This window comes from Streptomyces noursei, from assembly GCF_016917755.1.
GTDB classification, from domain to species: domain Bacteria; phylum Actinomycetota; class Actinomycetes; order Streptomycetales; family Streptomycetaceae; genus Streptomyces; species Streptomyces yunnanensis.
This window is the reverse complement of the sequence record NZ_CP070326.1, coordinates 2,942,022-2,954,801: the sequence shown is the minus strand read 5'-3', so window position 1 is coordinate 2,954,801 and position 12,780 is coordinate 2,942,022. Positions and strand designations below refer to the sequence as shown.

Below are 12,780 nucleotides of genomic sequence, written 5' to 3'. Positions count from 1 at the left end.
GGGCCGTCGGCGTGTGTGCGGCGCGCCGGTGGGTCCGGCGCGCCGTTCGGCTCAGGAGGACGCCGGGGGGTAGAGGTCGCGCGGCAACTGGGTTGCGGCGGCCTCGTCCAGCAGCCACAGCGTTCGGCTGCGACCGCGGGCGCCGGCCGCCGGGGCCTGCACCTCGCCGGCGCCGGAGAGCGCGATGGCCGCGGCGTTGGCCTTGTCCTCGCCGGCCGCGAGCAGCCAGACCTCCCGTGCCGCGCGGATCGCGGGCAGGGTCAGCGAGATCCGGGTGGGCGGCGGCTTGGGGGCACCGTGCACGCCGACCACCGTCCGCTCCTGCTCGTAGACGGCGGGGAGCTCGGGGAAGAGCGAGGCGACATGGGTGTCCGGGCCGACGCCCAGCAGCAGGACGTCGAAGGACGGCACCGCGCCGTGGTCCTCCGGTCCCGCGACGGCGGTGAGTTCGGCCGCGTACGCCTCGGCGGCGGCGTCCGCGTCATGGCCGAACGGGCCGTCCGAGGGCGCCATCGGGTGCACCCGGTCCGGGTCCAGCGGGACGCTGTCCAGCAGCACCTCGCGGGCCTGGGTGTAGTTGCGCTCCGGGTCGCCGTCGGGCAGGAACCTTTCGTCGCCCCACCACAGGTCCAGCCGGGACCAGTCGATCGCGTCCCGGGCGGGCGCTTCGGCCAGGGCCGCGAGCAGCCCGTTGCCGTTGCGCCCGCCGGTCAGCACGACGGAGGCGGAGCCGCGGGCCGACTGGGCATCGACGATCTTGGTGATCAGCCGGGCCGCGGCGGCCTTCGCCATCAGCTCCTTGTCGCGGTGGACGACGACCTGGGGTGTGCTCACTTGGCGGCTGCCTTCTTGGCGGGCGCCTTCTTCGCCACCGGCTTGGCCGGTGCGTCCCCGGCCTTGGCCGCGGGCTGCCCGTCGGCGGCGGGCGTCCCGGCGCCCGGCAGCTGGAGCCGGTCCACGCCGTACTTCAGCGCGGCGGCGTAGATGTCGTCCGGGTCGAGCCGGCGCAGCTCCTCGGCGAGCAGCTCGGAGGTCTCCCGGCGCTTGAGCGCCACCGCCCGGTCCGGTTGGCCGGGCATGGCGAGGGTGGCCAACGAGGCGTCCGGGCGGCCCAGGACGATCGTTCCGGCGGTGGTCTCCAGGCGCACCTCGGTGAGCCCGGGGCCGGGCGAGACGGTGCGGGTCACCGGCACGTCCAACCGGCTGGCGAGCCACATGCCGAGCAGCTCGCAGCTGGGGTTGAACTCCTCGCCGTCGACCACGGCCGAGGTCACCTTGCACGGCGACTGGTCGAGCGCCGCCGCCAGCATCGAGCGCCAGGGGGTGATCCGGGTCCAGGACAGGTCGGTGTCGCCGGGGGTGTAGGTGTCGGCGCGGCCGGTCAGCTCCGCGATGGGCTGCTCGGCGGCGTAGGCGTCGGTGACGCGGCGCTGGGCCAGCGCGCCGAGCGGGTCCTTGGCCGGGTTCAGCGGGGCGTTGACCGCCCACCAGACCACGACCGGGGCGTCCGGCAGCAGCAGCGGCAGCACCACGGACTGGGCGTGGTCGATCGCCTCGCCGTACAGCCGCAGCAGCACCGTCTCGCCGGTGCCGGCGTCCGTGCCCACCCGCACCTCGGCGTCGAGCCGGGCCTTGGCGCGGTTGCGCGGCGTCCGGCTGACCCGCTTGATGACGACGAGGGTGCGCGAGGGGTGCTCGCGGGACGCGTCGTTGGCCGCCCTGAGGGCGTCGTAGGCGTTCTCCTCGTCGGTGACGATGACGAGGGTGAGCACCATGCCGATGGCCGGGGTGCCGATGGCGCGGCGGCCCTGGACCAGTGCCTTGTTGATCGCGCTGGCCGTGGTTTCCGTCAGATCGATCTTCATGGCCGACGCCAGCTCCGTCCGTCTCGTGCGAGCATTTCGTCCGCCTCGATGGGGCCCCAGGTGCCCGCCGGGTACTGCGCGGGCTTGCCGTGCTTGTCCCAGAACTCCTCGATCGGGTCGAGGATCTTCCAGGACAGCTCGACCTCTTCCAGCCGCGGGAAGAGGTTGGCGTCGCCGAGCAGCACATCGAGGATCAGCCGCTCGTACGCCTCGGGGCTGGACTCCGTGAAGGACTCGCCGTACGCGAAGTCCATCGACACGTCGCGCACCTCCATGGAGGTGCCGGGGACCTTGGAACCGAACCGCACGGTCACGCCCTCGTCCGGCTGGACGCGGATGACCAGGGCGTTCTGCCCCAGCTCCTCGGTGGCGGTGTGGTCGAAGGGGGAGTGCGGAGCGCGCTGGAAGACCACCGCGATCTCGGTCACCCGACGGCCCAGACGCTTGCCGGTCCGCAGGTAGAACGGGACGCCCGCCCAGCGGCGGTTGTCGATCCCCAGCTTGATCGCGGCGTAGGTGTCGGTCTTCGATTTGGCGTCGATGCCGTCTTCCTGGAGGTAGCCGACGACCTTCTCGCCACCCTGCCAGCCCTCGGCGTACTGCGCCCGGACGGTCTCCTTGCCCAGGTCCTTGGGCAGCCGGACCGCGCCCAGCACCTTGGTCTTCTCCGCCACCAGCGCGTCCGCCTCGAAGGAGGCGGGCTCCTCCATGGCGGTCAGCGCGAGCAGTTGGAGGAGGTGGTTCTGGATGACGTCGCGGGCCGCGCCGATGCCGTCGTAATAGCCGGCCCGGCCGCCGATGCCGATGTCCTCGGCCATCGTGATCTGCACGTGGTCGACGTAGGAGCGATTCCACAGCGGCTCGAACATGGTGTTGGCGAACCGCAGCGCCAGGATGTTCTGGACCGTCTCCTTGCCCAGGTAGTGGTCGATCCGGAAGACCTCGTTGGGCGGGAAGACCTCGTGGACGATCTGGTTGAGCTCCTGAGCGCTCTTCAGGTCGTGGCCGAACGGCTTCTCGATGACCGCGCGGCGCCAGGAGCCTTCCTTCTGCTCGGCCAGCCCGTGCTTCTTGAGCTGCTGGACGACCTTGGGGAAGAACTTCGGCGGCACCGAGAGGTAGAAGGCGTAGTTGCCGCCGGTGCCCTGGGCCTTGTCGAGCTCGTTGATGGTGTCCTTGAGGGTCTCGAACGCCACGTCGTCGTCGAAGTTGCCCTGGACGAAGCGGCAGCCCTGGACCAGCTGCTGCCAGACCTCCTCGCGGAACGGGGTGCGCGAGTGCTGCTTGACGGCCTCGTACACCACCTGCGCGAAGTCCTCGTCCTCCCACTCGCGACGGGCGAAGCCGATCAGCGAGAAGCCCGGCGGCAGCAGACCCCGGTTCGCGAGGTCGTAGACCGCGGGCATCAGCTTTTTGCGTGACAAATCACCCGTGACGCCGAAGATGACCAGGCCCGACGGCCCCGCGATGCGCGGGAGCCGTCGGTCCGCGGCGTCACGGAGCGGGTTCGCTCCATGAACAGCGGTCAAGGGGATCAGCCCTCCGAGGGAGCGAGGCGCGCCAGCTCCGCCTCGGTCGACTTGAGCAGGTCGTTCCAGGACGACTCGAACTTCTCCACGCCCTCGTCCTCCAGGAGCTGCACGACGTCGTCGTACGAGATGCCGAGCGCGCCGAGCGCGTCGAGGTCGGCCTGGGCGGTGGCGTAGGTGCCGCGCACCGTGTCGCCCGTGATCTCACCGCGTGCGGCGGTGGCCTCCAAGGTGGCCTCCGGCATGGTGTTGACCGTGCCCGGGGCGACCAGTTCGTCCACGTACAGGGTGTCCTTGTACGCGGGGTCCTTCACGCCGGTCGAGGCCCACAGCGGACGCTGCTTGTGGGCGCCCGCCTTGTCGAGGGCGGTCCAGCGCGCGGAGGAGAAGACCTCCTCGTACGCCTGGTAGGCCAGGCGCGCGTTGGCGAGGGCGGCCTTGCCCTTGAGGGCCTTGGCCTCGTCGGTGCCGAGCTTCTCCAGGCGCTTGTCGATCTCGGAGTCCACGCGGGACACGAAGAACGACGCCACCGAACGGATCTTGGACAGGTCCAGGCCCGCGGCCTTGGCCTTCTCCAGACCGGCGAGGTAGGCGTCCATCACCTCGCGGTAGCGCTCCAGCGAGAAGATCAGCGTGACGTTGACGCTGATGCCCAGGCCGATCACCTCGGTGATCGCCGGCAGACCCGCCTTGGTGGCCGGGATCTTGATCAGCGTGTTCGGGCGGTCCACCAGCCACGCGAGCTGCTTGGCCTCGGCGATGGTCGCCACGGTGTTGTGCGCCAGCCGCGGGTCGACCTCGATGGAGACCCGGCCGTCCTGGCCACCGGTGGCGTCGAAGACCGGGCGCAGCACGTCGGCGGCGTCCCGGACATCGGCCGTGGTGATCATGCGGATCGCCTCGTCCACGGTGACCTTGCGGGCCGCCAGGTCGGCCAGCTGCTGGCTGTAGCCGTCGCCCGAGGAGATCGCCTTCTGGAAGATCGAGGGGTTGGTGGTGACGCCGACGACGTGCTGCTGGTCGATCAGCTCGGCCAGGTTGCCGGACGTGATGCGCTTGCGCGACAGGTCGTCCAGCCAGATCGCCACGCCTTCGTCGGAGAGGCGCTTGAGTGCGTCTGTCATGGGTTCTGCATCTCCTACTTGTCGTATACGGGCGTCAGTGCGCGGCGTCGGCCAGCCCTGCAACATGATCCAGCGAGGCCCGGGCGGCGGCGGCCACCGCTTCGGGGGTGAAGCCGAACTCGCGGTACAGCAGCTTGCCGTCGGCCGAGGCGCCGAAGTGCTCCAGCGAGACGATCCGGCCGGCGTCGCCGACGTAGCGGTGCCAGGTCAGCCCGATGCCCGCCTCCACGGCGACCCGGGCCTTCACGGACGGCGGCAGCACGCTGTCCTTGTACGCCTGGTCCTGCTCCTCGAACCACTCCACCGACGGCATCGACACCACGCGGGTCGGCACGCCCTCGGCCTGGAGCTGCTCGCGGGCCTCGACGGCCAGCTGCAGCTCGGAACCGGTGGCGATCAGCACGACCTGCGGCTCGCCGCCCTCAGCCTCGAAGCGGACGTAACCACCCTTGGCGGTGTTCTCGTCGGCCTCGTACGTCGGCACGCCCTGACGGGTCAGCGCCAGACCGTGCGGGGCGCCCACGCCGAACTCCTTCGTCCAGCGGCGCATGATCTCGCGCCAGGCGAGGGCGGTCTCGTTGGCGTCGGCCGGGCGCACGATGTTCAGGCCCGGGATGGCGCGCAGCGTGGCCAGGTGCTCGACCGGCTGGTGGGTCGGACCGTCCTCGCCCAGGCCGATGGAGTCGTGCGTCCACACGTACGTCACCGGCAGGTGCATCAGCGCGGACAGCCGGACGGCGTTGCGCATGTAGTCGGAGAACACCAGGAAGGTGCCGCCGTAGATGCGGGTGTTGCCGTGCAGCGCGATGCCGTTCATCTCCGCGGCCATGGAGTGCTCGCGGATGCCGAAGTGGATGGTGCGGCCGTACGGGTCGGCGCCCGGCAGCGGGTTGCCCTTCGGCAGGAACGACGAGGTCTTGTCGATCGTCGTGTTGTTCGACCCGGCGAGGTCGGCGGAGCCGCCCCACAGCTCGGGGATGACCGCGCCCAGTGCCTGCAGCACCTTGCCGGACGCGGCACGGGTGGCGACGGACTTGCCGGTCTCGAACGACGGGACGTGGTCCGCCCAGCCCTCGGGCAGCTCGCCCGCGGCGATCCGGTCGAACTCGGCGGCGCGCTCGGGGTTGGCGGTGCGCCAGGCGGCGAACGACTTCTCCCACTCGGCGCGGGCCTCGCGGCCGCGGTCCAGGGCACCACGGGTGTGCGCCAGCACCTCGTCGGCCACCTCGAACGTCTGCTCCGGGTCGAAGCCCATGACGCGCTTGGTGGCGGCGATCTCCTCCTCGCCCAGCGCCGAGCCGTGCGCGGCCTCGGTGTTCTGGGCGTTCGGGGCCGGCCAGGCGATGATCGAGCGGGCCGCGATGAACGACGGGCGCTCGGTCTCGGCCTTGGCGGCCTCCAGGGCCGCGGCCAGACCGGCCGGGTCCAGGTCGCCGTTGGGCAGCTGCGCGACGCGCTGGACGTGCCAGCCGTACGCCTCGTAGCGCGCGCAGGTGTCCTCGGAGACGGCGGTCTCGGTGTCGCCCTCGATGGAGATGTGGTTGTCGTCCCACAGCATGACGAGGTTGCCGAGCTTCTGGTGGCCGGCCATGGAGGACGCCTCGGCGGCGATGCCCTCCTGGAGGCAGCCGTCACCGGCGATGACGTACACCATGTGGTCGAACGGGGAGGTGCCCGCCGCGGCCTCGGGGTCGAACAGGCCGCGCTCGTAGCGGGCCGCCATCGCCATGCCCACGGCGTTGGCGACACCCTGGCCCAGCGGGCCGGTGGTGGTCTCCACGCCGGTGGTGTGGCCGTACTCCGGGTGACCGGGGGTCTTCGAGCCCCAGGTGCGGAAGCTCTTCAAGTCATCCAGCTCCAGGCCGAAGCCGGCGAGGTAGAGCTGGATGTAGAGGGTCAGGCTGGAGTGGCCCGCGGAGAGGACGAACCGGTCCCGGCCGGTCCAGTCCGCATCGGCGGGGTCGTGCCGCATCAGCTTCTGGAACAGAACGTAGGCGGCGGGCGCCAGGCTCATGGCCGTACCCGGATGGCCGTTACCGACCTTCTGCACGGAATCCATGGCCAGGACTCGGACGGTATCCACAGCCCGCTGGTCCAGTTCGGTCCACTCGAAATCTGTGGTGGTCGGCTTGGTGCTCACCCTGAGTCAGGGCTCCTCTCCACATGTCGAACGCGGACGGCATGTCCGCCCAGGCGGTGTCGAGCCTACCCCCGCGAATGCGCCCGCCTTTTCGACGCTCAGTCGGCGATTTCGGCGCTCAGCCGGTGCTCAGTCGGCGGTCCTGGCGCTCACTCGGTGGACGGTGTCGCTGTCGCGGGATCATCTATCGCTTAGGGCAACTAAAGCGGCGCTCGGGGCATTCCTGGCGTCGGGTCGCGCCCTACGCACCAGACTGCCGGGCCCCGAGCGCCTCCGCCTCCCGAACGCCGGGTGAACGGGCCGGGAAAGCTCAGGACCAACCGCCGCCGGGCCCGCCTGGAATGTCGCCGCCGCCGGCCCGCGGCCGGGCGCCCAACACGACCCCACCCCCGCGAGAGCCGCCGTATGGCCAACGTCTAAAGTGGCGTGGTAAGCGCAAGCCTTTACCGGGTGTTCACTGCCGGCGGAGCTTGCTGGCCTTATCTCCGCGGCTCAGGCCGCAGACGTTACTTCCAGGGGTGTGCGTGACGGCCGTCGAAACCCGTCCTGCGGGGGGGCTCTCTCAGGTCCCCGGGAGTCCCGGTAACCGGCCGTTCGGGGCCCGCGTCAAGGCGTTCATCGCGCTGACCAAGCCGCGGGTCATCGAACTGTTGTTGATGACGACGGTGCCGGTGATGTTCCTGGCGGCCGGCGGAGTGCCGGACCTGTGGCTGGTGCTGGCCACCTGCATCGGCGGCTACCTGTCCGCCGGCGGTGCCGCGGCGTACAACATGTACCTCGACCGCGACATCGACGCGATGATGGACCGCACCTCCCAGCGCCCGCTGGTGACCGGCATGGTCTCGCCGCGCGAGTGCCTGGTCTTCGCCACCGTCCTCGCGGTCGGTTCCACGGCGTGGTTCTGGTACCTCGTCAACCCGCTGTCGGCGATGCTCTCCCTCGGGGCGCTGCTCTTCTACGTCGTCGTCTACACGATGATCCTCAAGCGGCGGACGACGCAGAACATCGTCTGGGGCGGCATCGCGGGCTGCATGCCCGTCTTCATCGGCTGGTCCTCGGTGACCAACACCGTCTCCTGGGCCTCCTTCATCCTCTTCCTCGTCATCTTCTTCTGGACGCCGCCGCATTACTGGCCGCTGTCGATGAAGGTCACGGAGGACTACAAGCGGGTCGGCGTGCCGATGCTGCCGGCGGTGGCGGGCAACAAGGTCGTCGCCCGACAGATCGTCCTCTACAGCTGGGTGATGGTCGGGGTCTCGCTGCTGCTCCAGCCGCTGGGCTACACCGGCTGGTTCTACACCGGGGTCGCGGTCGCCTGCGGCGCGTTCTGGCTGTGGGAGGCGCACGCCCTCCAGGTCCGCGCCAAGGCCGGCCTCACCGGGGCCAAGCTCAAGGAGATGCGGCTGTTCCACTGGTCCATCACCTATGTGTCGCTGCTGTTCGTCGCCGTCGCGGTGGACCCCTTCCTGCGCTAGGAGCTGCCGTCGCCTCCCGTCCCCCTTCGGGTGGCGACGGGAGGTGTGGCGGATCACCCCCACAAAGGCGGTACCGGTGGGTAACATGCTGACCATGGCAGACACCCAGCAGGCTGACGAGCAGGCGGCGGGCGGCGCGGCCGCCGCGACGCCGGCGCAGAAGCGGGCCGACAAGCAGGCGGCCCGGCTCGCCCGGCAGATCCGTTCCTTCGCGAGCAGCCACGGCGGCAGCGCCGAGGGCCAGCTCGCCCACATCGGCCGCGGCCGCACCCGGATCGCCCTGGTCGGCGCCAACGGCGAGTGGGGCAATCTGGTCGCGGACAGCTACCTCGCCGCCAAGAAGGCCACCGAGCAGGCGGGCATCGCCCTCCAGGACGACTTCGACGGCGAGTTGGCCGCCAAGGTCCGCACCGGCCGCTACGAGTGGTCGCGGATGGCCGGCCTCCAGCTGGGCGGCCCGGCCAACGCCTGAGGCCCGCGGGCCCGCCCCGGTGCCGTGCGCCGGGGCGCATCGCCCGCTACCTCACCACCCGCTCGCCCGTTAAGCTCACCAGGCGCGGTGGACCGGCCACGCCCGGCGGGCCGACGGCGAGGAGGGGCGGATGGACACACTCCCCCCGCTCATCGACCAGCACAGTCACGGTGCCGTCCACGGTGAACTGGGCCTCGGTTCCTTCGAGGCCCAACTGGGCGCCGCGGCCGGGGCCCGGGGCCCGGCCCCCGCGGGCACCAGCCACTTCGAGACCCGCACCGGTCTCGCGATACGCCGCTGGTGCCCGCCCCTGCTCGGCCTGGAGCCGCACTGCGCGCCGGTGCGCTATCTGGCCCGACGGCGCGAGGTGGGCGCCTTCCACGCGGGCCGGATGTTGCTCCGCGGCGCCGGCATCGAGACCTTCCTGGTGGAGTCCGGTGCCCCCGGCGGTCTGACGTCCGCCGCCGAACTCGCCGATGCCGCCGATGCCCGCGCCCACGAGGTCGTCCGGCTCGAACCGCTCGCCGAACAGGTCGCCGACACCTCCGGCAGTGTCGACGCCTTCCTCGGCTACACCGCCGAGGCCCTCTACTCCGCCGCCCAGCACGCGACCGCCTTCGCCTGCGGGGGCACGTACTGCGAGGGGTGGGCGCCCGATGCGGGCGCGGTGCGGCGCGCCGCGGACCGCTGGCTGCGCGATCGTCGCCCGGGGGAGCCGCTGGCGGAGCCCGCGCTCGTCCGGCACCTGTTGTGGAGCGCGGTGGCGACCGGGCTCCCGGTGCAGCTGCACTGCGCCGATCCGCAGCCGTTGGCGGACTTCCTGCGGGCCACCGCCGGGCTCGGTTCCGGCTCCGATCTCGTTCTGCTGCCCCAGGCCCCGCACCACCGGCGGGCCGCGCAACTGGCCGCCGTGCACGCCCACGTCTACGCGGACGTCGGCCCGTGTCCCGAGGAGACGCTGGGCCAGGCGCCGTTCGGCAAGCTGTTGTTCTCCTCGGGGGCGCGCGGGCTGCCCGAGCTCTACGTCACCGCGGCCCGGCTCTTCCGGCGGGCCATGGATCGCGTCGTGGGGGAGTGGACCGCCGAGGGGCTGTGCGCCCCGGCGGACGGGCGGCGGATCGCCGAGATGGTCGGCTCCGGCACCGCCCGCCGGGTCTACGGACTGGCCTCCGCGGCGTAGGTGTTGCTAGGCCGCGGTGGTGGCGGCCGGTCGGGCCTCTGCGGCCTCGCCGTCGACGAGTGCGTCCGGCGCGGCGGGCACCGGGCCGCGGTCGCGCAGGGTGAGGAAGACCCGCAGCACCGCGATCCAGACCAGCGTCGAGCCGAACATGTGCAGTCCGACGACCAGCGTCGGCAGGCTCAGGAAGTACTGGACGTAGCCGACGACGCCCTGGAAGGCGAGGGTGGCGAACAGGGCCAGGGCGGCGCGGCGCGGGGCCGGCGGCGCCTTGACCGCGCGCAGGGTGAAGAACAGGGCGACGGTCAGCCCGACGACGATGTAGACGAAGTCGACGTGGAGCTGGGTCACCTCCTGCCAGTCCAGCGGGATGCGGTGGACCTTGCGGGCGTCGCCCGCGTGCGGACCGGTGCCGGTGACGACGGTGCCGATCACCGTCAGCGCGGCCACCGCGACCACCAGCACCCAGGAGAGCTGCCGGACCGCGGGGGAGACCAGGTCGCGCGGCTCCCCGTCGCCCTCCTTGGCGCGCTGCCAGGACAGCACACAGACCGTCAACAGGGCGCTGGTGAGCAGGAAGTGCGCGGCGACGAGGTACGGGTTCAGGCCGGTGAGCACGACGATGCCGCCCCAGACCGCGTTGCCCATCACGATCCAGAACTGCGCCCAGCCGAGCCGGGTGAGCGAGTGGCGGCGCGGTGCGCGGGCCCGTGCCGCCACGATGAACAGCCCGATGAAGGCGCACAGGACGTAGGTCAGCAGGCGGTTGCCGAACTCGATGAGGCCGTGGATGCCCATCTCGGCGGTCGGGGTGAGGCTGTCCGGCGTGCACTGGGGCCACGTCGAGCAGCCCAGCCCGGACTCGGTCAGCCGGACCGCACCACCGGTCACGACGATGACCACGGCCATCACGACGGTGGCGAGCGCCGCCCGCTCGACGAAGCGCGCGGAGGGCTGCCAGCGGCGGGCGATCAGCTCAAAGGGATTCAGCGTGTTCGGCACGGGAGTCATCGTAGGCGGCGGCTTGTGCGCGTTTTCACGAGGGTCGGGTTTGCGGCGTTCCGGCCGGTCCGGCGGGCGGCGGGGTCACTCCCAGCGGAAGAACTTCGCCGCCGCGCCCAGCCCCAGGACGGCCCAGGCCGCCAGGATCCCGAGGTCCGCCCAGGGCACCCCGGCCCCGTGCTGGAGCACCTCCCGCAGGCCGTCCGAGAGCGCGGAGATCGGCAGGAACTGGAGCACCTGCTGGGCCGCGGCCGGGAACTTCGCCAGCGGGGCGATCACCCCGCCGCCGACGAGCAGCAGCAGGAAGACCAGGTTGGCGGCGGCCAGGGTGGCCTCGGCCTTGAGGGTGCCGGCCATCAGCAGGCCCAGACCGGAGAACGCGGCGGTGCCCAACAGGAGCAGCAGGACCACGGAGGCCACGCCGGAGAGGGACGCGGCGCCCTGCGGGGACCAGCCCAGCGCCAGGGCGACCACGGTCAGCAGGACGACCTGGAGGACCTCGGTGACCAGCACCGCGCAGGTCTTCGCGGTCATCAGCCCCCAGCGCGGCAGCGGCGAGGCGGCCAGCCGCTTGAGGACGCCGTAGCGCCGCTCGAATCCGGTGGCGATGGCCTGGCCGGTGAACGCCGTGGACATCACGGCCAGCCCCAGCACGCCCGGCGTGAGGAAGTCCACCGACCTGCCGGCGCCGGTGTCGATGATGCGGACGGCGGAGAACAGCACCAGCAGCAGCGTCGGGATGATGACGGTCAGCAGCAGCTGCTCGCCGTTGCGCAGCAGCATCCTGGTCTCCAGGGCGGCCTGCGCGCGGATCATCCTGGGCAGCGGGGCCGCGCCGGGCCGGGGGGCGAACGTACCGCTCGCGGTGGTCATGCGCGCAGCTCCTTACCGGTGAGCTCGAGAAAGACGTCCTCCAGGGTGTGGCGCTCGACGGCTATCGCGTCGGGCATCACGCCGTTCTGTGCGCACCAGGAGGTCACGGTGGCCAGCAGCTGCGGGTCGATCCGGCCCTGGACGCGGTAGATGCCGGCGGTCAGCTCGGCGGCGGCGCTGTCGGCCGGCAGCGCCTTGAGGAGCGAGGCGACGTCCAGCCCGGGCCGGCCGGTGAAGCGCAGGCTGTTCTCGGCGCCGCCCTTGCACAGCTCCTCCGGGCTGCCCTGGGCGACGACCTTCCCGCCGTCGATGATCGCGACGTCGTCGGCGAGCTGCTCGGCCTCGTCCATGAAGTGGGTGGTCAGCACCACGCTGACGCCGTCGGCGCGCAGCTCCCGGACGAGGTCCCAGGTGGCGCGGCGGGCCTGCGGGTCGAGGCCGGCGGTCGGCTCGTCCAGGAACACCAGCTCGGGGCGGCCGACCACGGCCATCGCCAGGGCGAGCCGCTGCTGCTGGCCGCCGGACAGCCGCCGGTAGGGCGTCCGTCCGCAGCTGCCCAGGCCCAGCCGTTCCATTAGCGTGACCACGTCGAGGGGGTGGGAGTGGAGGGTGGCGGTGTGCCGCAGCATCTCCTCGGCCCGGGCTCCGGGGTAGACCCCACCCGACTGGAGCAGCACGCCGATCCGGGGGCGCAGCGCCGCGGCGTCGGCGACCGGGTCCAGTCCCAGGACGCGGACCTGACCGGCGTCCGGGCGCCGATAGCCTTCGCAGGTCTCGACGGTGGTGGTCTTCCCGGCGCCGTTGGGGCCGAGGACGGCGGTCACGGTGCCGCGTGCGACGGTGAGGTCGAGCCCGTCCACGGCGGTCTTGGACCCGTACCGCTTGACCAGGCCGACGACCTCGACGGCAGGCTCGCGGCCGGGCGAGCGGGGGGCGTCCCCCGGGGAGGTGCTGGGCATGCCGGGCAGTCTACGGAGCGGGCGGGGGCGCCGGGAGCGGGGGCCGGAAGCTGTCCGGGAGCCGTTCCGTGCGGTTCCGCCGGCGGGCCTCCCGGGTGGCCGGCGGCGGTTCCGGAGCGTGACCGGGAGCCCCGAAATTAGGTAACCCTTAGTGACGGAGGCCA

11 protein-coding genes are annotated in these 12,780 nt (G+C 71.9%); 3 read left to right on the top strand and 8 right to left on the bottom strand.

Annotation, left to right across the window (positions count from 1 at the left end; genetic code table 11):
• Positions 1-51: 51 nt before the first annotated feature.
• The 5 genes from pgl to tkt are packed head-to-tail and all read right to left on the bottom strand — an operon-like array spanning position 52 to position 6,658.
• On the bottom strand, positions 52-834 hold the full coding sequence (pgl, locus tag JNO44_RS13120) for a 6-phosphogluconolactonase (protein WP_073445009.1): 783 nt from the start codon (positions 832-834) through the stop codon (positions 52-54).
• A complete protein-coding gene (gene opcA, locus JNO44_RS13115) occupies positions 831-1,865 on the bottom strand; it encodes a glucose-6-phosphate dehydrogenase assembly protein OpcA (protein ID WP_205364171.1) in 1,035 nt (344 codons plus the stop codon). The genes pgl and opcA overlap by 4 nt, the downstream gene beginning before the upstream one ends.
• Positions 1,862-3,394, bottom strand: coding sequence for a glucose-6-phosphate dehydrogenase (zwf, locus tag JNO44_RS13110; protein ID WP_205364170.1), 1,533 nt, complete (start codon positions 3,392-3,394; stop codon positions 1,862-1,864). Before zwf ends, opcA begins: the two co-directional genes overlap by 4 nt.
• Before the next feature lie 5 nt (positions 3,395-3,399).
• Positions 3,400-4,518: a transaldolase gene (gene tal / locus JNO44_RS13105; RefSeq protein ID WP_205364169.1), complete on the bottom strand. Its 1,119-nt coding sequence runs from the start codon at positions 4,516-4,518 to the stop codon at positions 3,400-3,402.
• 34 nt (positions 4,519-4,552) lie between these two features.
• On the bottom strand, positions 4,553-6,658 hold the full coding sequence (gene tkt / locus JNO44_RS13100; RefSeq protein WP_205364168.1) for a transketolase: 2,106 nt from the start codon (positions 6,656-6,658) through the stop codon (positions 4,553-4,555).
• Positions 6,659-7,182: 524 nt separating this feature from the next.
• On the opposite strand from tkt, the gene JNO44_RS13095 reads away from it, so the two are divergent.
• From JNO44_RS13095 to JNO44_RS13085, 3 genes are all read left to right on the top strand, one after another.
• Positions 7,183-8,133: a heme o synthase gene (locus tag JNO44_RS13095; RefSeq protein WP_039641890.1), complete on the top strand. Its 951-nt coding sequence runs from the start codon at positions 7,183-7,185 to the stop codon at positions 8,131-8,133.
• 85 nt (positions 8,134-8,218) lie between these two features.
• Positions 8,219-8,605, top strand: coding sequence for a type 1 periplasmic-binding domain-containing protein (locus JNO44_RS13090; RefSeq protein ID WP_205364167.1), 387 nt, complete (start codon positions 8,219-8,221; stop codon positions 8,603-8,605).
• Between the two features lie 130 nt (positions 8,606-8,735).
• Entirely contained in the window at positions 8,736-9,785 is a 1,050-nt protein-coding gene (locus JNO44_RS13085) for an amidohydrolase (protein WP_205364165.1), read from the top strand.
• A 6-nt stretch (positions 9,786-9,791) separates the two neighbouring features.
• Here JNO44_RS13085 and JNO44_RS13080 read toward each other — a convergent pair whose 3' ends face one another.
• From JNO44_RS13080 to JNO44_RS13070, 3 genes are all read right to left on the bottom strand, one after another.
• A complete protein-coding gene (locus tag JNO44_RS13080; protein ID WP_205364163.1) occupies positions 9,792-10,784 on the bottom strand; it encodes a COX15/CtaA family protein in 993 nt (330 codons plus the stop codon).
• 84 nt (positions 10,785-10,868) lie between these two features.
• Positions 10,869-11,657: an ABC transporter permease gene (locus tag JNO44_RS13075; protein ID WP_205364161.1), complete on the bottom strand. Its 789-nt coding sequence runs from the start codon at positions 11,655-11,657 to the stop codon at positions 10,869-10,871.
• Positions 11,654-12,616 carry an ABC transporter ATP-binding protein gene (locus tag JNO44_RS13070; protein ID WP_205364160.1) on the bottom strand — a complete coding sequence of 321 codons (963 nt, stop codon included), beginning with the start codon at positions 12,614-12,616 and terminating at the stop codon, positions 11,654-11,656. The genes JNO44_RS13075 and JNO44_RS13070 overlap by 4 nt, the downstream gene beginning before the upstream one ends.
• Between the last annotated feature and the right edge of the window lie 164 nt (positions 12,617-12,780).